The organism is Indolivaga capnocytophagoides DSM 22835 (assembly GCF_000426485.1).
Lineage (GTDB): Bacteria > Bacteroidota > Bacteroidia > Bacteroidales > Dysgonomonadaceae > Dysgonomonas_A > Dysgonomonas_A capnocytophagoides.
The window spans coordinates 701,794-724,728 of sequence record NZ_KE384529.1; the positions used below are offsets into that span (position 1 = coordinate 701,794).

20 protein-coding genes are annotated in these 22,935 nt (G+C 37.2%); 6 read left to right on the forward strand and 14 right to left on the reverse strand.

From position 1 onward, the window contains the following. Nucleotides 1-312 precede the first annotated feature (312 nt). The gene (locus tag K322_RS0116240; RefSeq protein WP_026627819.1) at nt 313-1,920 is read left to right on the forward strand and encodes an ABC-F family ATP-binding cassette domain-containing protein; all 1,608 of its coding nucleotides are present in this window, start codon (nt 313-315) and stop codon (nt 1,918-1,920) included. A gap of 99 nt (nt 1,921-2,019) precedes the next feature. After that, a complete protein-coding gene (gene nhaA, locus K322_RS0116245; protein WP_026627820.1) occupies nt 2,020-3,369 on the forward strand; it encodes a Na+/H+ antiporter NhaA in 1,350 nt (449 codons plus the stop codon). 81 nt (nt 3,370-3,450) lie between these two features. Here the strand turns inward: nhaA and K322_RS0116250 are convergent, their stop codons facing one another. Beyond that, complete coding sequence (locus K322_RS0116250; protein WP_026627821.1) at nt 3,451-3,783, reverse strand: YegP family protein; 333 nt, start codon at nt 3,781-3,783, stop codon at nt 3,451-3,453. 479 nt (nt 3,784-4,262) lie between these two features. Here K322_RS0116250 and K322_RS0116255 point away from each other — a divergent pair, with 479 nt between their 5' ends. Continuing rightward, entirely contained in the window at nt 4,263-4,487 is a 225-nt protein-coding gene (locus tag K322_RS0116255; RefSeq protein WP_026627822.1) for a hypothetical protein, read from the forward strand. 379 nt (nt 4,488-4,866) lie between these two features. Here the strand turns inward: K322_RS0116255 and K322_RS0116260 are convergent, their stop codons facing one another. From K322_RS0116260 to K322_RS0116270, 3 genes are all read right to left on the reverse strand, one after another. After that, nucleotides 4,867-5,898: an AI-2E family transporter gene (locus K322_RS0116260; protein ID WP_026627823.1), complete on the reverse strand. Its 1,032-nt coding sequence runs from the start codon at nt 5,896-5,898 to the stop codon at nt 4,867-4,869. Between the two features lie 101 nt (nt 5,899-5,999). Further along, entirely contained in the window at nt 6,000-6,269 is a 270-nt protein-coding gene (locus tag K322_RS0116265) for a DUF4884 domain-containing protein (protein WP_026627824.1), read from the reverse strand. Between the two features lie 77 nt (nt 6,270-6,346). Next, a complete protein-coding gene (locus tag K322_RS0116270) occupies nt 6,347-6,970 on the reverse strand; it encodes a chloramphenicol acetyltransferase (RefSeq protein WP_026627825.1) in 624 nt (207 codons plus the stop codon). Nucleotides 6,971-7,245: 275 nt separating this feature from the next. On the opposite strand from K322_RS0116270, the gene K322_RS0116275 reads away from it, so the two are divergent. Then, nucleotides 7,246-8,541: an O-acetylhomoserine aminocarboxypropyltransferase/cysteine synthase family protein gene (locus K322_RS0116275; RefSeq protein ID WP_026627826.1), complete on the forward strand. Its 1,296-nt coding sequence runs from the start codon at nt 7,246-7,248 to the stop codon at nt 8,539-8,541. Nucleotides 8,542-8,650: 109 nt separating this feature from the next. Here K322_RS0116275 and K322_RS0116280 read toward each other — a convergent pair whose 3' ends face one another. Together K322_RS0116280 and K322_RS0116285 are read right to left on the reverse strand one after the other, a co-directional pair. Beyond that, a complete protein-coding gene (locus tag K322_RS0116280; protein ID WP_134436485.1) occupies nt 8,651-9,265 on the reverse strand; it encodes a hypothetical protein in 615 nt (204 codons plus the stop codon). A gap of 168 nt (nt 9,266-9,433) precedes the next feature. Next, complete coding sequence (locus K322_RS0116285) at nt 9,434-10,492, reverse strand: DUF4421 family protein (RefSeq protein ID WP_026627828.1); 1,059 nt, start codon at nt 10,490-10,492, stop codon at nt 9,434-9,436. A gap of 346 nt (nt 10,493-10,838) precedes the next feature. Here K322_RS0116285 and K322_RS20485 point away from each other — a divergent pair, with 346 nt between their 5' ends. Next, complete coding sequence (locus tag K322_RS20485) at nt 10,839-11,687, forward strand: leucine-rich repeat domain-containing protein (protein WP_051290880.1); 849 nt, start codon at nt 10,839-10,841, stop codon at nt 11,685-11,687. A gap of 83 nt (nt 11,688-11,770) precedes the next feature. Here K322_RS20485 and K322_RS0116295 read toward each other — a convergent pair whose 3' ends face one another. From K322_RS0116295 to folK, 4 genes are all read right to left on the reverse strand, one after another. Continuing rightward, a complete protein-coding gene (locus K322_RS0116295; protein ID WP_026627829.1) occupies nt 11,771-12,988 on the reverse strand; it encodes a hypothetical protein in 1,218 nt (405 codons plus the stop codon). Between the two features lie 7 nt (nt 12,989-12,995). Further along, nucleotides 12,996-15,533 carry a DUF2339 domain-containing protein gene (locus tag K322_RS0116300; protein ID WP_035332292.1) on the reverse strand — a complete coding sequence of 846 codons (2,538 nt, stop codon included), beginning with the start codon at nt 15,531-15,533 and terminating at the stop codon, nt 12,996-12,998. 100 nt (nt 15,534-15,633) lie between these two features. Then, complete coding sequence (locus K322_RS0116305) at nt 15,634-17,685, reverse strand: M48 family metallopeptidase (RefSeq protein WP_026627831.1); 2,052 nt, start codon at nt 17,683-17,685, stop codon at nt 15,634-15,636. A gap of 110 nt (nt 17,686-17,795) precedes the next feature. Continuing rightward, the gene (folK, locus tag K322_RS0116310; protein WP_035332295.1) at nt 17,796-18,284 is read right to left on the reverse strand and encodes a 2-amino-4-hydroxy-6-hydroxymethyldihydropteridine diphosphokinase; all 489 of its coding nucleotides are present in this window, start codon (nt 18,282-18,284) and stop codon (nt 17,796-17,798) included. A gap of 391 nt (nt 18,285-18,675) precedes the next feature. Between folK and K322_RS0116315 the strand changes: the two genes are divergently transcribed. Then, nucleotides 18,676-19,710, forward strand: a complete 1,035-nt coding sequence (locus K322_RS0116315) for a threonine aldolase family protein (protein ID WP_035332297.1) — start codon at nt 18,676-18,678, stop codon at nt 19,708-19,710. 65 nt (nt 19,711-19,775) lie between these two features. Here K322_RS0116315 and K322_RS0116320 read toward each other — a convergent pair whose 3' ends face one another. The 4 genes from K322_RS0116320 to K322_RS0116335 all read right to left on the reverse strand — a co-directional run bounded on the left by K322_RS0116320 (nt 19,776) and on the right by K322_RS0116335 (nt 22,801). Further along, nucleotides 19,776-20,339, reverse strand: a complete 564-nt coding sequence (locus K322_RS0116320) for an AAA family ATPase (protein ID WP_026627834.1) — start codon at nt 20,337-20,339, stop codon at nt 19,776-19,778. Nucleotides 20,340-20,529: 190 nt separating this feature from the next. Then, nucleotides 20,530-21,222, reverse strand: a complete 693-nt coding sequence (locus tag K322_RS0116325) for an HAD family hydrolase (protein WP_026627835.1) — start codon at nt 21,220-21,222, stop codon at nt 20,530-20,532. An 85-nt stretch (nt 21,223-21,307) separates the two neighbouring features. Next, a complete protein-coding gene (locus K322_RS0116330) occupies nt 21,308-22,030 on the reverse strand; it encodes a head GIN domain-containing protein (RefSeq protein WP_026627836.1) in 723 nt (240 codons plus the stop codon). A 54-nt stretch (nt 22,031-22,084) separates the two neighbouring features. Further along, the gene (locus K322_RS0116335) at nt 22,085-22,801 is read right to left on the reverse strand and encodes a histidine phosphatase family protein (RefSeq protein WP_026627837.1); all 717 of its coding nucleotides are present in this window, start codon (nt 22,799-22,801) and stop codon (nt 22,085-22,087) included. Between the last annotated feature and the right edge of the window lie 134 nt (nt 22,802-22,935).

Sequence of the window (22,935 nt, forward strand, 5' to 3'; positions counted from 1 at the left end):
TTTGTTGTCGGGACATACGAAACTCACCTTTAAAATATCCAATTTCAAATAAAATACTGACTATTACTTAGTACTCAGCAACCCGATTTTTTCTTGAGATTTTATCTATACGGAAATTAATGTACTAATATGTAAATAATAAAAAAAAAGAGAAAAAGGTTACTAATAAAAACGAACATAAAGAATGTCACGTTTGTAACCTTCGAAGAGTAAATAATTGAAAAATAACAACGTAAAAAGAGCCATTATCATGCAAAAAAGATTACCGACCATATTTACGGCTCTGATTCCACTAAAAACAGATTAACAACAATGAGTACGATCAATATTCAAAATATAAGCTATTCACACCCAGACAGGGAACCGTTATTCAAGAATATCTCCCTACAGGTCAATGAAGGACAGAAAGTTGCAATAGTAGGCCCTAACGGCATAGGCAAAACAACTCTGTTCCGCATAATTTGTGACTATTGGAATCATCCGGAGATCAAAATCAATGAAACTCCACTATATATTCCTCAGCATATAGAATCGTACACCGACAGTTCTATTGCCGAAGTATTGGGTATCAACGACAAACTACAGGCTTTAGAGGCTATTTCGAATGGAAGTATCGAGCAATGTTATTTCGATCTGCTGGATAATGATTGGGATGTAGAGAGCAAAGCTATAGCCGCTTTGTCTTTCTGGAATCTCGAAACTACCGACTTACATAAACCACTCAACTATCTGAGTGGAGGAGAAAGAGTAAAGGTGTTTTTTTCGGGAATGATCATGGGTAATCCGAAACTCGTGCTGCTGGACGAGCCCACCAATCACATAGACGAAAGCTCACGGGAGAAACTATATAAATGGATAGAGGAAACTCCGGCGACTCTGCTCATCGTAAGTCACGACAGGTACCTATTGAATCTTTTGACCGATATGTATGAACTTTCGGAAACTGGCATCAAATACTACGCGGGAAATTATGATTCGTATGTAACTCAAAAAAAACAGGAACAAGATGCACTGATAAGACAACTGGACTCACAAAGGCTCGAATTGAAGAAAGCCCGAAAGACACAGCAGGAAGTAGCCGAACGCAGACAGCGTCTCGAATCAAGAGGATCAGCCCAGACCGCTAAAAAATCGTTAGCACGAATAGTAGCCAACACACGCAAAGCCAGTGCCCAGCAAACAACGTCAAATCTGGCCGATAAACATTCGAAAAAAATAGAAGATATAAACAAGTCTATTCAAAAACTGCAACAAAATATCGATAATACACATAAAATAAGAATCGCTGTTGAAGATTCGGTTCTTCATCAGGGCAAAATACTAATAGAAGCCGTCGGGATAAATTATGCATACAACGAAAAGAATATCTGGAAGAAAAATCTGGATTTTACGATCTTGAGTGGAGGTAATACACTGATTAAAGGCAGCAACGGATCGGGAAAAACAACTCTTATAAAACTCATTACTAATCGCTTGCAAACAACCTGCGGAGAATTAAAATCAACAGAAGAAGGTTTTCTTTATCTGGATCAGGATTATTCTCTGATCGACTTATCCCAAACCGTATACCGGCAAGCGCAAAGCTATAATATGAGTATGCCCGAAAGCGAAGTGAAACGCTGCCTCACCCATGCCGGCTTTTTTTCAGAGACATGGGATAAGCCATGCTCGAAGCTCAGCGGAGGGGAGAAAATGAAGCTGTCGTTATGTTCTTTACTGATAGCCAATAAATCGCCGGATATACTGATTTTAGACGAGCCAACCAACAATCTGGATATCAACAGCATGCAGATATTAAGCAAAGCCATAAAAGAATATCACGGCAGTATTTTTGTAATAAGCCACGACAAATTCTTTGTAAATGAGTTAGATATAAATAATGAAATAGACCTAGACAATCAAACAGTCATCAATCTATAAAGCGTTAATAATCATTTCAATATCGCATATTTTTCGTATATTTGTTACATATTTAGATAAGAAAACTAAGGACGGAAGTCTCTTAACAAAACATATATTATGTCTGGACGTAAACCATTTAATTACTCTTTTTTATCCTTCTTTCATCACAATATGAATGGCGGTATGCTGTTGATGATTACAGCCGTACTAGCCATGATTATAGCCAATTCGGCATGGGGCGGCATATATTCGGAGATATGGAACTACCCTATTTCGATGCAGATCGGAGGTTTCAATCTCTTCAGCCACCATGGTCATCCACTGACTTTAGCTAATTTTATAAATGACGGATTGATGGCTATATTCTTTTTTCATGTAGGGCTCGAAGTCAAGCGAGAAATATTGGTAGGAGAACTGTCCTCTTTTTCCAAAGCATCTTTACCGGTTATAGCCGCCGTAGGCGGAATGGTTTTACCTGTAGCTATTTACCTGTCTATTGCAGGTATTGCGCCCGAATCGAGAGGAGCCGCCATTCCGATGGCTACCGATATAGCTTTTTCATTGGGAGTATTGAGCTTATTAGGGAAAAGAGTACCCTTGGGCTTGAAAATATTCTTGATGGCATTTGCCGTAGTAGACGACATCGGGGGGATTTTGGTCATAGCTATTTTCTATTCAGCTAATATTCAGGCTGGCTATCTATTAATAGCCTTAGGATTATTCTTGCTGCTTTATTTAGCTAATTATAAGAATATAAACACCATACCTCTTTATATTCTGGTTGGTATCGCTATCTGGTATTTGTTTCTTCAATCGGGAGTACACAGTACCATCGCAGGAGTACTGACAGCTTTTGCGATTCCGGCCAGTCCCAGATTAGATGTAAGAAAATACATTGAACGGATAAGAACAAGCATAGAAACTTTTCCGAAAGGCGAAAGCAGCGAAGTTATTCTATCGAAAGATCAGATAGCCGAGCTCAAAAACATAGAGGGGGCATCCAATAAAGTAATATCACCTCTGCAGTCTATCGAAGATCGTCTGCATGGGGTTGTCAATTACTTCATCATGCCATTGTTTGCATTCGTCAATGCAGGAATCGTCTTCGAAGGATCGCTTTCCGACTCGATAGGAAATGTTACTCTGGCTGTTTTTCTGGGTCTATTCGTAGGTAAGCTGGCAGGCATTTTTTCATTCACATGGATTGCTGTTCGCCTAAAGCTGGTATCATTACCTATAGGATGCAACTGGAAGGGAATATTAGGTATTTCGATACTTGGTGGAATAGGATTTACCGTTTCGCTCTTCATCGCTAACCTTTCATTCGGGCTGGATCATCTCGAGTTATTAAATCAGGCAAAAATAGGTATTGTAGCAGGAACACTAATCTCGGGACTCTTGGGATTCTTTATCCTGCATAAAACTCTGCCCAAAAGAGAATCAAAGAAAAGACAGAACAGCTTATAATAAAGTAATCGAAAATATCTATCAAACATAAAAACGGGGAAACCCGACAGATTTCCCCGTTTTTATGAAAATTCTATATTATCATACAGTAAGGTCTACAATCTCGGCTATCGGGCCGTTTGCTTTCACTGAAGTGATCCCATTCTCCCGACCAGCGACACTTTCATACATTTGGCTTGTACCTATTATTTGTCCATTGGTCGCTTTCAGATTGAAATAATATTTTCCGTTCGATGAATCCTTTTTTTCGTAACGCGAATCTTCAGGACTATTCTTTTTTACTGATTCTATCCCATTGATACAGTTTGGCTTTGTTGTATATCCCTCACTGGTAAGTATAATCTGACCATTGCCCGCTTTTAGATTGAATTGATATTCTCCGTTCTTTCTTGTTGAAATTTCAAATTTTGCCATAGTTTCAGAATTTTAGATTTTATTGTTCCTTATAAAACACTCAAATATGCAGATATGTTCAGCCATTATTTATATTAACACCTCATATATTTTCACTAAGAAACGAGGAAAAAGACACTTTTAAAAATCTTAAAAACTACAATCTTAGCAACAAGCACACTCGTCAATCCTTTTACAGTAAGCAACAAAGGCAAATAAACCTCAAATATAGACAACTAGATTTAAATTATATATAACTGATAGATAACATATTACAAAAACAGAAAATCAAGAGTTAAATTAACACTTTCGCGCTAATTAATATTAATGCGATGATTTTAGCAAATTGTCAAACATATAATAAACAGATACTTAAATAAAACACCCAATTGTTAAAAATAATGTATACTATTGTGAGATTCCGAAACCTACGCTTTCTTTGCAATCGGAAAACAGATAATTATGACACATAACTATCAGATAACGAAAAGAAAATATTTATGAATAGTAAAGATAAGTCAATTCTTCAAGTACATTTAACGAACGAATTCATTTTACCTTATATGGTTGAAGATTATCTTTTATCAGAGCATTTAGGTGCTCAGGAAAACGAAGACGAAATACATAATGTAAGATACAATACTAACATAGCATTAAAAAACAGCCTTGTTAATATCAAATTATCAAGATTACAAATAATAGACTCTCCGTTTAATTCAAACTAAAGCTAAATTTTAATATAAAAACGTAGAACGATTATAATCAACTGTGAGTCTGGTCTTAATAGTATTCTCTACTCAACACTAAAAACAACAAACTATTATATATTATCTATGAACTATACCGCCAAATATTCTGTTGTAATAGAATTAAGGTATAACATAGGTTTGGAGAAATCAATACAATTATACAGTACTCTATTTTTGAGAGAAAGTTAATACCAGGGATCAATGAATGTATATTAACATATTATGCTCTTCTCTCAGTATTATTAAGAAATATCAACTCAACACTCTAGAAGAAACAAGAAACACTTCTACTATAATCAATTCTACTCTAGATTTTCCCGAGTAACCGACTTCCACCGGTTCTCGGGAAAGTTTTTTATCGTTTTGCCGACCCTGACGCAACATTATCGATATAGTCTCTTTTCAACAAGTCGAAGCATAGCAAAAACAACGAAACAAGTAAAGGACCGAAGATAACTCCCCAGAACCCAAAAAGAGTCAATCCTATAACTACACCAAATATAGTTATAAGAGGATGAGTATCCGCAAGTTTTTTCTGGAGGAGAAACCTGATAACATTATCGACATTCGATATCACAGCCAGGGCATAAATAGCCAAACCAATTCCCGAAGCTGTTTCTCCGGATAAAAAGAGATACAATGCCAATGGGAACCAAACCAAGGCTGTACCCAACAAGGGTATAATTGTGGCAAAACAGGTTATAAACCCAAAAAGTACGGGATCGGGAGCTCCGAATATAATGTATCCGACAGCCGCAATAGCTCCTTGTATAACAGCCAGCAAAGGAATCCCTATAGCATTGGAGCGTACTATAACATGAGTTTCGTTTATAATCTTCTTTTTATTATTCTCACTGAAAGGCAGTATATCATAAATATATGTCTCCATTTGCCGCCCTCCAATCAACATAAAATACAACACAAACAGCAGAACAAGACAGTTAATAACAAAAGAACTCACTTCTCCTACAATCATCTGGGCAGCTTTAGAAATGTATGCTGTCATTGCGGATATATTGTCTGTACTAAGAAGATTATACCCTGTCTGAGCCTGAATCTTATTGATAAAATCATGTATTGTATTTATCAGTACACTAGGCTGTAGATCGTACGATTGTATTCGATTCACAAGCAGCCACAATACCAGAAAAGTAGGTATAAGAATACATAATATTACTTCAACAAGGATAATAGTAGCAGCAATACTTCTACGCAGCTTACGCGTTTCACTCATGTAGTTCATCTGATTTCTTACCATCAGATATAAAGTAAATGCACCCAATACCCCACTCAAAAAGGGAAGTGTTTCATAAATAATGATCACTCCCATAACCCCTACTATAATGATCAGCGACCATTTCCAATACTGCTCTTTCGACTTATCCATACGTTTTCTTATTATTAGATGTGATTCTATATTAGAAGTACCCTAGCGATATAAGAAAAAAACAATGCACAGTACAATATTGTTTAGAAAAAAGGACAACTCTATTTAACACGGACTATTGTTTCCACTCTGGCCTTAGTAGAATCGTTAGTCAAAGCAGTTACGTTACCCGAACAATTACTAAAATAGACATACCTGTCCATATCCTGAAAACGATAAACCTTGCATCCATCGTGTTCAAATAAATAATCAATCTTATATGTCTGGTTATTTTCGGCATTAGTTGTAACAATAGGCTTACCTGAGCTACAAGAAAACATCACCGAAAGGACAAGTATCACCAAAAGAAATATTCGTAATAGATTTTTCATAAATTTGTGCTTTAAATAAAAGTATATATTTAAGAAACAACACCCTACACTACTGAAAATCAAAAAATTCAAAAACATCACAAATTCATCAATCGCTGAAATTCATCAATCAATGTACCTAAGTCACGTCCATCTATAAGCGCATGATGTACATGAATGGATACAGGCATCGATCGCACACCATTTATTTCAGTCATTTTCCCGAATGAAATTTTTGGACAGCCTACCGAATCCCGGGTAAAGTTTGTAGCATGAGACAAAGATGAAAAATCGATCCAAGGAACAGCAGAATAATGTATGGCATTCGCTTCCATACTCGGAGTAAGAGCCGTACTCTTACGTACTTCGTCCATACTTTTACGAGCTTTGGTCTGAAACTTCGAAAAATCTTCATGGTATTCCATACTACAAAAACCAAACGACCCATCGGGACGATCGACTGTAGACTCGGGATTGATATAATCATACCTGAAAACCTCATCACCCTCTATCCGATAATGAAATGACTCGATAGCATTTACAGCCATTGTACACCTATGAATATAATACAAAAAGAATGACAGCCCCATCTCCTTACATCGTTGGTAGGCATTAGTACAATCAATACGTACACATACACCATGAAATGGTTCGTCGAAATTTTTGAATAAGAGGAAATGCCCTCTTCTTGCCCATGAATCTATATCGATTTTTTGTTTCATTACGAAGGTTTGTCTTTCTTACAAATATATAAAAAACAGAAAAGAACTCTTTAAAACTTCACCTTAAAAATACCTTAAGCATGGTATTGCCTGTTGAAAGGTGCTACGTTAAATTTGCCAAAACGAATAAGACATCAAGTGAGGTATCAGATCAATTTATTATTTTTGCCTGTATAGCTGCAACAATTTGTTATAATTAATATGTGTTGCGCTGAACCTTTTATATGACCGATACTTATTCCTTAATTATTTAACGACCAGTAAAAAATACTATTATGAGCAAATTGAGATTCGAGACATTACAAGTTCATGCCGGACAAGAAGTTGACCCTGCAACTCACGCCAGAGCAGTACCCATTTATCAGACAAGTTCATATGTTTTTACAGATGCTCAGGATGGAGCCGATCTTTTTGCCCTGCGCAAATTAGGCAATATATATACCCGCCTGATGAATCCGACCAGTGATGTATTCGAAAAACGAATTGCAGCATTAGAAGGAGGAGCGGCTGCCTTAGCAACATCTTCGGGACAGTCAGCTCAGTTTTTAGCACTTAACAATATACTATCAGCCGGAGACAATTTCATATCAACATCACACCTATACGGAGGAACGTATAATCAGTTTAAGAACCAGTTTAAACGATTAGGTATCGAAACCAGATTTACACCAAATGATACTCCCGACGAGTTTGAAAAACTGATTGATGATAAAACCAAAGCCATTTACCTAGAAACAATAGGTAATCCCGATCTTAACATTCCGGATTTCGATGCGATAGCCGCAGTAGCAGACAAGCATGGCGTACCCCTAGTAGTCGATAATACATTCGGAGCCGGAGGATACCTTTTCCGCCCGATTGAACATGGAGCCAGTATCGTTGTAGAAAGTGCCACTAAATGGATAGGAGGTCACGGGACTTCGGTTGGTGGAGTCATTATAGACAGTGGTAAATTCGACTGGAGCAACGGCCGTTTTCCCGAATTTACCGAACCTGCGGATAGTTATCACGGTCTCGTATTCTGGGATGCTTTCGGAGCAAACAGCCCATTCGGGAATATCGCATTCATTATGCGTGCCCGTGTAGAAGGACTCAGAGACTGGGGGAATGTCGCAAGCCCTTTCAACACATGGCTGTTCATTCAGGGGCTCGAAACGCTTTCGCTAAGAGTAGAACGACATGTTCAAAATACTCAAGCTGTTGCAGAATGGCTTGAAAAACATCCAAAAGTAGAGTACGTTAATTATCCGGGACTAAAGAGCAGCCCATACCACGAGCTAGCGAACAAATACTTTAAACATGGAGCAGGCTCTATCCTTACGTTTAAAGTGAAAGGAGAAAGCAGGAGAGCCGATGAATTTATCAACAACCTGAATCTTTTCAGCCACTTGGCAAATGTAGGGGATGCTAAATCGTTGGTTATACATCCTGCGGCAACAACTCACGAACAATTATCTGAAGAAGAAAAAATAGCGACAGGTGCTATCCCCGGATTACTGCGCTTGTCAATAGGTATCGAAAACATCAACGATATCCTCGAAGATTTAGAGCAAGCTTTTGAGAAAATATAATCAAGCCAATCAATACAAAAAGAGACTGTCCTTAAAATAAAAGGGACAGTCTTTTTATATATTAAGCCGGTGGATGTTTATAAAGTGCTTAGTTCCAAAGCTGCTGATTTTATCGAGCGGCCAGTTCTTTCTGATATTTTTTATAATATTCACTGCTTCCGAAAGGTTCTTTTGGAAAAGAAGAATCATTTAACTCAGGCATCGAGTAAAGTCCGTCTCCTATAAACCAAGGATAGTAACCGATATAATTTTTCACATAAAAGACCAGCTTATTATCAGCCTCCTGTTGTACATTATTATAAAATATCTGATCTGCATATTCGCCGCAAAATGCCAGATAATCAAGAGAACCATCTTTTCGCTTAATAGTTACTGCAATACGGGTATCGGGAGTTCCGCTATTCTGAGCAGGACGAAGCAGATCAATCCGATCTTTAATCTTTCTGATCTTCGAAGTGTCAGCTATAACTGCATCTATTACTCCATGATAACTTTCTTTAGCAAAATCAGGTATGTTTTTCTTTAAACTTTCAGGAGACACAGGCGAAGGAGATTCGAACTGATAATTATAGAATAAAGCGAAGATCGTATCAATTCTTGTGTCTGCAACTTTCAACTCGGATTTATTCTCTTTCAAACTTTCTTGTTGAGGATTGTGTCCACCACATGCCAGCATACCCAATACCGACACAAGCATAAAAATAGAGTACTTAATATATTTCATAGCCATTTTAAGTAAATGAAGATATTTAACAACAATATTCAAGATATAATAAGCTAAAATTGTTACTAGCCAAAGTAATAAATAGGTCTGCAACCTTATTATTTTACAACCGGTAAGACTTAACACATTAAAGGTAATAAGAACAAAAGAATAGACAAACACTAGATACTAAAAATCGCGTCTCCAATTAGGTATTTGAGGTACTCTATCCAGGATTTTCGGCTGTCGGCCAAGACGTTTCACGATAGTAAACTGGAAACTCATTGTACTAATCCCCCTATTCATGTTTTCCGAATAAAATGTATATATCTGATTATCAAAAAACGAAGTAGATATAGACCATTCATCGCCATGATATCCCATTGCTACACGAGGATTGAATGACGGATAAAGATCCGGTTTGTGCTTTCCTACCTTATTGATACTTTCTGTTCCGACATTGGCTCCGACAGTCATTGAGCAGGAGATGAAATATTTGCGTTTAATAATCCAAGTATAAGCATACCCGAGATTGACGCCTATTTGTATGTTTTTCTGAACACTACTAATACTGTCGACCCTTCCCTTCTTATCCGTTACAACAATATCATTTCCGGCCTCAATTTTATTCTTATATACGCCGCCACCTAATATAAAACTACCAACCGACCTCAGTTGTAATTCACTCAGGTCGAATGCGGATTTATACGAAAACCGATTTCCATTGAATACATAAAAGCCCGAAACTCCGTATTGAGCAACTTTCGCATCGGGGGTTATCTCGAATGGAATATCTTCATCGTCATGCTGTTTATACATGCCCTTATGCTTCTGCAGTACAAAATCCAGCACGATTTTTCTCCCGTAATAATGATATTGGAAAGCCAAAGTACGGGTTCTTCCTCGCTCTCTGTCTCTCATAAAAGGAAATCCATATGAGCCGCTGAGTGACGAATTGTTCCACGTTACTCCCAACCCAATACTTAACGGACGATTTGTGCGATATTCAAAATCTTGATAATCATCAACATTAAAGTCCTGTGTGATGGATGTATAATTCTGAACAAAATAAGTCTTCAACGAAAAATTTTGCTTAAAGGGTCTGATATACAAACTATCGACTTGCGAATGGGCTGTATACACAGAAATAAAAAATAGAACCGCCGATACGATCCATTTATTTATAAAATTGCTTTTAGGCAATAGTGAGCTTAGTACAGACAATTTACTATTCTTGCTGATTGTCATATATGATGCAGCTGTTAGTGCAGAGAATCTTCCTTACCTTAATTATTCTTGCGGGCTTCAGACCAAGTATTATGCACAAAATATGTAGAATAAAACTCTGCATCTGAATTTTTCAGAACAAAAATAGGAAAAATATGCAACGAAATAAAAATTTATCAATCTATACAAGTAGAGTTAAGTGATTATCTCCATTTAATAATCCAGAGCTATAGATCTCCATGATAAATATTATATTTATTTGAGATATTGTAGATGCAACTAATGTTGTTTTTCTTTAATTTTGTACCTTAAAAGGCAAAGTGTCTCAAAGACACTACTTAATAAGCACACCTAATAATATCTAGAAATGAAAAAAATTGTCTCATTGTGGTTGTTCTTTTTATCTTTTACTCTATGTATTGGGCAAAATGAGAAAACAGTAGATATGAGAAGCCCCGGAACTTTATCCATGCTATTATCCCATAACGATATGGAAGAAACTACACTCTTAAAAATAACAGGCAGGATGAATGCTAAAGACTTCGGTACTATCGATTCATACATGAACAGCCTGAAGGTACTAGATCTTAAGGATGTAAAAATCGAAACATATACGGGAGTAATCAAGCCGCAGGAACCATCTGCTGTATATCCTGAAAATCAAATCCCATCCAAATCATTACAGAACAAAAAACTGCTGACACAAATTATCCTGCCGGACAATTTAACGGTAATAAGAGAAGGAGCATTTTCGGGCTGCTCAAATCTGACTTCAATTGTTTTACCTCATTCTTTAAAGGTTATTGCAAAAAAATCATTTTATGAATGCACATCCTTAACTTCAATAGAAATCCCCAGTTCGGTTATCTCTATTGAAGACATGGCTTTTAGCAAATGCACAAGACTATCCGAGATAAAACTAAACGAGGGGCTCCGCAGTATAGGAAAATCAACTTTTAGCAGTTGTTCTTCTCTGGAAGAAATAAATCTGCCTCACTCTTTAACATCAATCGGCGAAACAGCTTTCGAAAACTGCAAAATACTAAAACATATATACACTCAGAATCCTGAGCCTATAAATTTACCGAAGGAACCTACAACCCGCTATCTTGAAGCATATAAGCAAATAACATTATACGTTCCTGCAAATGCTGTACAGAAGTATTCAGCCGCATACAAATCGTATAAATTCAAACATATCAAACCTATAGATTAAAACAATATATAAAACTAAATAAGAACAGCGCAATTTTTCAAACTGCGCTGTTCTTATTTTATCACTCGATAAGTTTTTGAGTTTTACCTGCTCTTCTTTTTCATGTCTTTAATCATCCCGAAGCACACAAAAAACAAGAATAATCCGGCTATTGATATCACAGACCAAAGGAACAATGGTTTTTCGAACCACATAAGGTCACGCTTATCGGATGACTCATCGTCTTGCAATTTCACAGGTATAGACGTGGTTACAATTGGAAGATCTTCCGGTATATCCTTTATAAAATGTGCCACATCATATTGTGGAGACAATTGATAATTCTTGTGCCGGACAACAATAGTATACTTCTGCCCTTTATCGAGGTATGCACACAAATAACGATTAAGACCATAAGCCTGTATCGAATCTATTGCCAATGGAGCATTATCGTTGTTATCAATGATCAATCGGCTATCGGAAGAGAACACTACATTATCAAAGAAAAATGTATTTGTTCCTTTAGACGATAAATTGGTCGAAAAGCTAATCCTACCGTCTGCCTCCAATCTGATATTCCGATAATAATCCGGTTTACTTTTTATTCCAAAAACAAGCTTACTCACTTTATAATTATATTTCAGATCCGGAAACTCAATATATGTACGTCTATCTGTACTGTCTTTTACTATAAAGTTCCCCAGATTAACCGGTGACAATTGTCCGTAAATATTGGAATTGCTAAATTTTCCGATCTTCAGTATATCCACTGGGCTGCGCTGGTCTGTAGTCAGCCTGAGTTCGTAATACTTATAATTCCCTTTGGGCACATCTATCACAAGTATCTCGCTATTATCGGTTTGCCCGAATCCCGAGTATGTAGCATCACTCTGCCGCTTTACAATATACCACTGTTTAAGGTCATTGCTGCCTCTCACCTGTACATACTTAGCGGTTTCGGCATTACGCACAATGACATAAATACGGCTAATTTCTTCTAAAGAGTTATTATCTATAATCTGGGTATTCACACTATCCCGGATAGAGACGCTCTCTATCTTGTAGGGCGTAAAACTGCTGATTTCTTTTACCGGATTATCAGAACGGACAAAATACGGAACTTCCTTGCCTTGACTATCAAGAATACGCACATCACCGAAATTACTATTAAGAGAACATCCTATCAGTTGTTGATTCAACTCAATATTGTAATAACCTGCTTGAGATACACCTCCTTCGATTTCCGACCGATACCAATCTTTAGCAAACCCGTGAAACGAAGACAGAATACTCAATACAAATACTAAAACACTATATTTCATACAGGCATTAATTTAAAGGATTATTATTGGGGGTTTCCTCCACTTCGGGAGAATCATCTTTCATAAGAACCTTAATTTTTTGCTGGAGAAAAGATACCATCAGCAAAATAGCGCCTAAAATAACAAACGATATAATACGCCCTCCCATAGACATCTGCCATATATCTATCGCATAAAATTTCACAATAATAATTCCAAATCCGAATAAAGATATCTTCCGAAGCATCACTTCTTTCGAACGAAGCCCCCAAATCATTAATACAAGAGCAATAACTCCCCATAAAATAGGATACCCAAACGTATGCATATCGTACAAAACGTCATGGTAATTATCCTCATTGCCTAGTAACATAATAGCAATATTGTCGGCTTCGACACTCAATGTTATCACCGAAAGAATACAGATACATGCACTCAGAAACGCGAATTTTTCAGGGAATATTCCCTTAATTCTTTTTGCCAGATACAGCGTGATCACAGCAGCGGCAGGCAATGACAATAAGTGCAATGAAAAATATCCAACGCAATAATATTCGCTGTTCAGCACATACACAGAATGTCTGAGCCCGGTCGACAATATAGGATAAATAAGAGTATACAGAACCAACGAAGCTAAAAGTAAACTAAATAAAGTCTTTACCCGATAATTCTTTTTACCATATACGATGCTCAGTACAGCAACAAATACAATAGAATATGTAGCAAGAACCAAACGATTGAAATATGGCACGGGGTTATCCACTTCGATACGTGTCGCTATCTGATAATTCAGTTCAAGAAGAGGAATCAGATAGATAAGAAGGAGACCTGCATACTTTAGCACAGAAATTATTTGCCGTGAAGAAATATGTATAGATCCGAGGAACAAAACACCATCATTTTTCGTTTCACGACTCAAAAGAAAGATATTAGAGATAACCGCACCCAGAACAACTAATCCCGTTATAAACATACGGTTCAGAATAACAGTATATAAATTTCCGTCTGGAACATATCCGTCACCTAAGTCCATAATATAAGAAAGTGACACAAGAGCGCAGATCGTCAGAAATCCCCAAAAGAATATATTGATCCGGGACTTTTGCCATAAAAACAGCAGAACAACGGTCTCGGCTGCCCAAAACATCGTTATAGCATTTCCGTTAAGCTGTACCGGAATGGCCAGACTCGTAAAAGTCAAAACAACACCTATCAGCAAATAGATAAGATTACGGTCGAAATGACTTTTCCTATATACAAAAAACAAAATCACAGCATTGATCACAGCCAAAATAATGGTGATAATACCCTTAATCTGATAGATACCATCGAATATATAAATAAGAGCGAGGTAAAAGGCCAAATTGTTACTGAGTATTATCAGTACCTGAAAACGCGTAATTTTAGCCCCAGCCTTAGCATGTTCGAGTAGAGCCAGCAAATAAAACTGAGCAAAAAATAATGCAGCAAATATTGTAGCTCCTTCATACTCATCTCTAAAATTAAAAGTCAGCCACGAGGTAAAGAATAACAATGTAAGAGGATATGCTACCATACAGATGGCCTTCCATCCTTTACGGGAAGCCAAAACCAACATACCTGTATTCAGTATGAAGATATATGTAAATAATACGACATAGTTACCTTCGCCCGTACTCACCATCATAGGAGCCGCAAATCCTCCGAGCAACGAAAATATAGCCAGTTCTTTACGATCATATAGAAGCGACAGTATAACCGAAAATATCGTAATACATACAACCATTATAAACGCCGGTGTTTGTCCAAACAACCCGTATTCCTGAAAAGCAATCGTAACTGTGATATACAATACAGCGATACCTCCACCTACCAATATAGAAGAAAATAATTGATATTTTTCTTTCAACCGATGAGCGACACCTATTATAATAGCTCCGGTGAGGACACCGATACCGACCCGTCCTATTTCGTTAATCCAATTTTGGTCAATGGCATATTTCACAAAAAACGCTATCCCCAGAACAAAGGTAACTATACCGATCTTGCTCAAGGTATTGGCAGACAATAGCCGTTCAACTAAACTCCGGTCATCTTGTTCCTGATTATCTTCAATAACTCGTTCTGCAGGTTGGGACAATATACGCTCAAATGGAGCTATCGACTGGCTGTTATTTGAAAAAGCAGCATAAACAGGAGTCTCTTTTTCTTCAACAGGCTGCAATATCTGCTCTTCGGCAGGAGCCTCATATTGATCATTTAAGACTATCGTTTCTAGAATCTCCGGCTTATCCATAGCTTTTGATTTCAAGATTTCGTCGGGAACCTCATCCGCTACAGGTTCGGGAACAGACACCTCGTTCTGAGACAAGATATCTGAATGCCGGATTGATAATTGTTTTATCTCATCCCTTATTTCTTTAATATCCTCCCTCGTAGCAATCTGCTTTCGAAGATTCTCCAACGATTTTTTGATATCATACAAATCATTATAAAAAAACTGATCTGTAGATCTTTGTATTCCTTTTATTTTCAGAGCTATAAACAATAATAGTCCGAATATAATTACTCCTAATAATATTTCCATAATTAAAAGGTTTCTAACCTGTTATTACTTTAACAATAAAAAAGACCCTGCTTTAGGATCGCTAATATACCGATTTTTAATACTATCCGAAATAAAATATTCAAACTTGACTTATATTAATCTGATAATTAAGCAAATTGAATTTCTCCACAAAAAATAATTTCGAGGTCATATAATTATAACCACTAATTGCGTTAAACAGTACATCCAGATATTCGGCATCTGCACTTTCATTGGCTGCATAAGACCAGTTTCTCGACAGATATGTATCAAACGAAACTTTTATATTCTCTGGCATTTCATTTTTGCTTAATAAATCCTCCAGCATCACTTTTATTTCTGATCTCAGTTTCTCTTCAACTCTCGACAATATACGGAAATACGAGGATAAATACTGATGATCTATATCTCCCCTCATAAAATTTGTGGCCGATATAATCTCATTATAAATATCGACTCTCTTATTACAAATCTCACTATGCCTGAAAAATTCGGTATACCTATCCTTTAGTTCAGGTCCTTTCCCTTTTAATTTCGCCTGCTGATAAAAAGTCCTATAAATTGTAATATCATTTTCTTTTATCATCTGCCGTACTTCTTCTTTTTTCCGCTGCAATTCTGTTATAAGATATTCTGCATCTCTCGATTTATACTTTTGTCCATCATAATTAAAGCCTCTTGTCGAAATCTCTCCATTTAATATACAACTGAGAGTGTTTTCATCATTCTCTAACATCCGAAAGTCTCGAATAGCATCAGTTAATTCATTTCCGAAAAGAGAGGAAACCTCAACCCTATCATTTCCTGATTCAGTCAAATTAGCCGTGTCAAAATACTGAGGGGTATGATTATCATAATAGCCATTATACTCTGCAGGAAAAGCATATTGACAGGCATTTGCTTCATACTCACTTTCAAATTCCTGCTGGCTCAATAAGTTAGCATCATCAGAAGAATAAATGACTCTGGAAAATATCTGTCGGGTAAAATCCTCAAAAATAGTTTCAACATCTGGAAATAAAACAATAGCCAACTCTTTTCTATCTTCATTTTTTGTTATGTTCAAATTTTCAAGAGCTAACATACGATCTTGAATAGAGGGATGTGATGCCCAACGTTCTTCTATATTCAGCTTAGACAAACGATAGTGATCAACAGCCGACAAAGGAATGTAAGGCAAATCATTTTTAACGGGTATCTTGTTTCTTCGTGCCAATGAATTCAGAACATATATCTGATTTGCATATATATTCTTACAACCGATATTTCTCTGAACCCTTTCGCCATAAAAATTATGCACTTCATTCATAGCTAACTCTGTCAAATCAAATCTGACCAATGCATCTTCTAAAGCTCTGCTTCCTGCAACATGGGCAGCGACCTCATCGGCATGAAACTCCATTTCTCTCGACAAAGCCATAAAATGGAGATTTACGAATCCATACATTTTTTCTAATATCCATTGCACTCCCCCAATTACTGCGACTGCTATTTTGACCGAAACTGCAAAATAACCGCTGGCATTCGCCCACCGCTGTATCATCAGATTGAAAGAATCATTATCATACAGCATGTTGTAAATGATCTGATTGACATAATAAACATAACTACCAACACTCATCGAACGCTGCGAAAAATGACCGAATTCATGAGCTAATATCGCTTTCAGCTCCTGTACAGTAAGGGCATTTACAAGCCCTATTCCGATATGAAGATTTTTTCGTACGGGAAGAAACAAACTCCAAAAACCCGAATCGTAAAATACACTTGCATTCACTTCTTCCGACAAATATACTTTCTTTGGGAAGTTTGTCCCGGTCTCTCTTATAATTCCATCAATCAGCGAAAATAAAGCCGGATAATTTTTAAGATCAATTTCCTTTAAATTGCTAAGATCTGTCTTATGTCTCTTAAAAAAATATTTGAACAGAAATGCTAAAATAAAAAAGCTCAGACTAATTAACATCAATCCCAGTATAATAGATATAAAGTTATGAAACACCAAGATCAACAAACCACCTCCAATTACACATGCGACAGTCAGTGATACAGCAAGTAATATAAGCAGTATGTAAACCAAAATAAAAGCGATTACTGCCACAATGGCGTTAAATGCCATCTTTTTGAAACGAGTGGATTGTGTTATTTCCATAGTGTTAATTTTATCTGTTTTTAGAAAAACAAGTAGTTCGTAATCTATTAAAAAAATAGATAACCTTTTGTTGCACTTACAGTTGCAAGTTAACAAAAAGATCTGAAACCTTAATAAGATTTTAATTCATCATTGAGCTGAAATATTGGTTTACCGATGATCGGATGCACAATTTCAGAAGCAATATCCGATAATGGCTGAAGGACAAACTTTCGTTCATGCAGATGCTTATGCGGTATAATCAGATGGGGAAGTTCTACAATCGAACTGTCATACAACAAAATATCTATATCTATACACCGATCCGAATACACCTCATTGACAGATTTGCTCCGCCTGCCCAATTCCCGTTCTATAAGCTGCGTACACTCGAGGACTTCTTCAGCCGAAAGTTTGGTTTTTACCAGACAAGCAGCATTTACAAAAGTATTATCAGACTCAAACCCTTCCGGCAAGGTTTCATACAGAGGAGACAATGCCTCAACATGCCCTATCCTTATCTGAATATTCCTGACCGCAGACATCAACAATTCGACCTTATCACCCAGATTAGAACCTAAGCCCAGATATACATCATGCAGAGTTTCCGATTTATTCATAAATAGTAGAGTCTGTTTAAATTTTATAGCAATATCTTATCTTTGGAAGACAAATATAAAGCCTAATTCAGAATCCACTCTACTTTACAGTTAATCTTTTGCCATCATGTGTAACCTTTACTGTAAATTTTCGGTAGAATATTTCAAAATCTTTATTTTTGTTATTTTATGTCAAGATATTATTATTAATAAAGACAAGTTGACTTATTTTTACAGCTAAAGTCTGTACCTTCGGGGGGCTTTATCAGAGAATAAGAAGCCGATAGAATTGGATGACATATTATATTGATCCGGCTATCTGCTATAACAATACTTATAAAAGCAACAATTAACAATCGCCGAAACGAAGGCGAGGAAAATAAGTCAGAGTTCTTAAACATTACACCTTGCAATGATTATACATAGTTTTACTAATGATTACAGCGAAGGATGTCATCCGGCTATACTGGAAGCCTTAACGCGTTCCAATATGGAACAGCAGGCCGGATATGGTGATGACGAATACTCGAAAAGAGCCGAACAGCATTTACGCAATCTTACCGAAAAACCCGATGCCGATATATATCTGGTTTCCGGTGGTACTATTGCAAACTTACTGGTTTTGTCTTCAATCCTTAAACCATTCGAATCCGTGATAGCTGCGGATACAGGACATATCAACACCCACGAAGCAGGAGCAATAGAAGCTACAGGACATAAAGTAGAGATTGTTTCGTCTCCGGATGGTAAACTTTGTCCGGACGATATCCAACCACTGCTCGAAAAATTTCCTGAATATCATACAGTACGCCCACGTGTGGTTTATATCTCTAACTCTACGGAAATAGGGACTATATACACAAAAATGGAGTTGATAGAATTGTCTGAATTCTGCCGTACCAATGATCTTTATCTTTTTATGGACGGAGCTCGTTTGGCATCTGCCCTTACTGCTTCATCGAACGAACTTACACTAAAAGACATAGCCTGCCTCACCGATGTTTTTTACTTGGGAGGAACCAAAAGCGGAGCTCTTTTCGGAGAAGCCATTGTAATTACCAACGATAATCTGAAAAAAGATTTCAAATACCATCAAAAGCAACGCGGCGCAATGCTTGCCAAAGGACGTACCTTAGGTATACAATTCGACACCTTGTTAAAAGATGGTTTGATATTCGATCTGTCACGGCATGCAAACAATATGGCAGCCAAAATTACAAAGGCTCTGAAAAAAATGGATCATCACAATTTTCTGACCGATTCGGATACCAATCAGATATTTCCGGTACTACCATTGAGAACCATCGAAGAATTGGAAAAACGATACGATTTCTACATATGGGAGCATATAAACAGTGAAGAAGCCGCTATACGCATGGTTACATCGTGGGCTACTCCCGAAGTCAAAGTAGACGCTTTCATTGCCGACTTAGAACGCTGGCTGTAAAACCATCATAACCGAAATAAAAATAAGCCGTGGTTCAATTCAAATGATCTACGGCTTATTTTTATTTAAAGGATGGAAGTTCCATATCTGCATATCTGCTCCAATACAAAATCAGCCCTCTCAGATACAGGTAAGCAAGGGACCTCTTTTACGGTATATCCACAATCAGTGTAGCTGCGTTTCATGACTTTATCTGTTTCTACAGCAGTAACAAAACTCTGTTTTCGCTCATTATCTGTCTCATATATATCTTTCCAGGGAGGCAGAATAAATACCAAGGGGTTATATCGGTATGCACCGACAGCCTTTATAAGGGCTTCATTGATCCTAAAATTCATCAACTGCTCATATCCGTATGTATCAGGGATACCCCGATCGAAGAAGTAAAGCTCGTTACAGTCAATCCTCTCTGTAAAATCTCGAACCGAATAAGAGAGCATCAACTCCGAATATTTCTTGCTATCGAGCCAAGGCAAAGCATTTCCATTACATCTTAACTGATCTTTTATTATCTCGCGGGCAACCTCTGCAACACACAGATACCCCCTACCCTTCAATTCTTCAATTAAAGTCGTTTTTCCTACACCGGGACCTCCGGTTAGAATATAAAAATTATCTTTCATTTTCATACTTCCATCATTTATAAGGCCGCAGACCTATTTATTGACTCTGTAAACATAAATGCTCTCGTACGTAAGGATTATTTGTGTCGGGAAAAATCAACACTTGGGGAAGTAATCAGAATAAAGAGAAGAAAAAAAATGGAGTCTTATAAAAGGAAGACTCCAAATATATATATAATAAATATATGATGTAACATCATTTCAGATAAGGCAGTATCTCTGTTATTTTATCAATACGTATTAGATTAGGGCTTATAATCTTCTTATCTGTAGTTTCGTGTGCCCATGTTGTATGAAAAGGCACATAAGCGGCATAAGCCCCTAACTCGATGACCGGAACAATATCAGACTTCATTGAATTGCCTATCATCAAAAAATTTTCAGGTCTGCAATCTAACTGTCTCAATAATTTTCGATAATCATCGGACTGTTTATCACTGACAATTTCCACATGATGGAAGTAATGTTCAAGAGACGACCTTCTGAGCTTTCGCTCCTGATCGAGCAAATCTCCTTTTGTAACGACCACCAGCTTATAACGTCCACTCAATTTCGAAAGTACATCCTGTACACCGTCTAATAACTCAACTGGCTTTTGCATAATTCCTTTACCAAGTTGTACTATCTCAAACAAAGCATCCTGAGAAATCTTATTCTCTGATATGCTGAGTGCAGCTTCTACCATCGACAGGGTAAATGCTTTTACACCAAAGCCAAGCAAATCCATATTACGGATCTCCACTTTCAGTAATTCTTCGGCAACCGATTCGTAAGGAATATACTCCGACAATAATTCCCTAAAACGAAACTCAGCTTCGTCAAAGTAAGATTGGTTTACCCATAGTGTATCATCGGCATCAAAACCTATTATTCGAATATCATTCATAATGAAGAAATCTCAGACCTATCTATCTGCTTTGGTAAGTAAAACAGACAAAGCCTGTTATACTAATCAAACATCTTATCTGTTTAGATTACAATACTCTGACAGAGCCTGCTCCTTTTATTTTTTGTTTAGTAATTTGGGGATTTCCTTTATATGCAATTTCGCCCTTTCCTTTTATTTCAATGCTCAGCTTTTCCAGCGCATTAACCTCCATATTGCCACTGCCTTTGAGATTACATTCCAATTCATCGACAGCTAGCCCCGAAGCTTTAATATCCCCCGTACCTGACAGTTCGAACTTAGCCTTGTGGCATTGGCCAGCAAGATTCAGTTCATTTGCTCCCTGCAATTTAAATTCGGACTTTTCATAAATCAGGTTCTCGGCATTGAGGTCTCCGACTCCCTTCATTTCTATTTTTAGGTCACTGCCCGCAATAGAACCTTTTAGAGTAACATTGGATGCCCCCTTGCTTTCTATGTATTTTAAACTGGGAGAATTAGTATACACGACAAAACGGCTGGGATTTATACTTTCTCTTGCTTTAATATTCAAACTGCGCCCCTTGGTTTTAATATCCACCAGAGGAATAATATTATCATCCGCTTCTACTCGAAGGTAAGCAGCCTCATCGGGCTTGGCCTCGTATATTACATCAAAAGCTCCTTCGACACGTATTTCACTATAAATATCGACTGGTATTTCATGAGCAATTACATTACCGTCTCCCTCAACAGCCTTTCCTTTGCATGAAGCCAAAGCCAAAACAGCAAAGCAACAGCTGTAAACAATAGTCCGAATAGTTGTTTTCATAATATAATATGTTTAATTTTCAGGTAAATGAATTGAACAAAAAGGTCTGCGACCTTATTGCTCAACACCGGCCAATTCTTTGCCCTTGTTTACATAGCTCATATCCCCCATGGTGTGAACAGTAAATTTACCTGCAGTATATGTTACTTTACAAACAGCGGCATTATCTAAAGCACCTTTCAACAAGTCTTTTCCTCCCAAATTATGCAATAAACAAATAATACTCATACCATGAGCAATTACAAGTATTGTTTTATCCTGTCCGTCAGCAGATTCTTTTGCAGCAATCTCCTTCAGGGCAGACTGTGCACGTTCTTCAACCTGAGCGAAACTTTCAGCAATGCCCATCCTGTCAAGTTTGTTTATCGCATCCAGAGTATCACTATGTGATGCTTTGCCAGAAAATATATCGTTATACATATCTTCGAGACGGGTATAGTGCATGTACAAAGCGGCATCTCCCCACATACGGTGATTAAATCCGGCTTCGTAACTACCAAAACAAGCTTCTCTGAATCCAAACATCTCTGTCACAAGCAAATCGGGTTGTCCTTTTGCCTTCAATACCGTTTGTGCAGTCTGGCGTGTGCGGCGTAGATCACTGCAATATGCAGCATCGAATGATATATCTTTGAATCCTTTACCGAGATACTCAGCAACTTTAATACCTTCGTCAGTAAGTGGCGAATCGCACCATCCCTGAACTTTATCTAATGTATTCATCAATGTTTTGCCATGGCGGGCAATATAAAAAACAAGAGTAGAAGCCATAAATTTTATTATCTTAAGGTCTCAGACCTATTTATTACCTGTGTAAGTGTAAATACAACTGATTGCTACATCATATTGCTTCAGATACTTACCGTTTACTTAATACCTAATATAACCGAATAAAAAATGGTTAT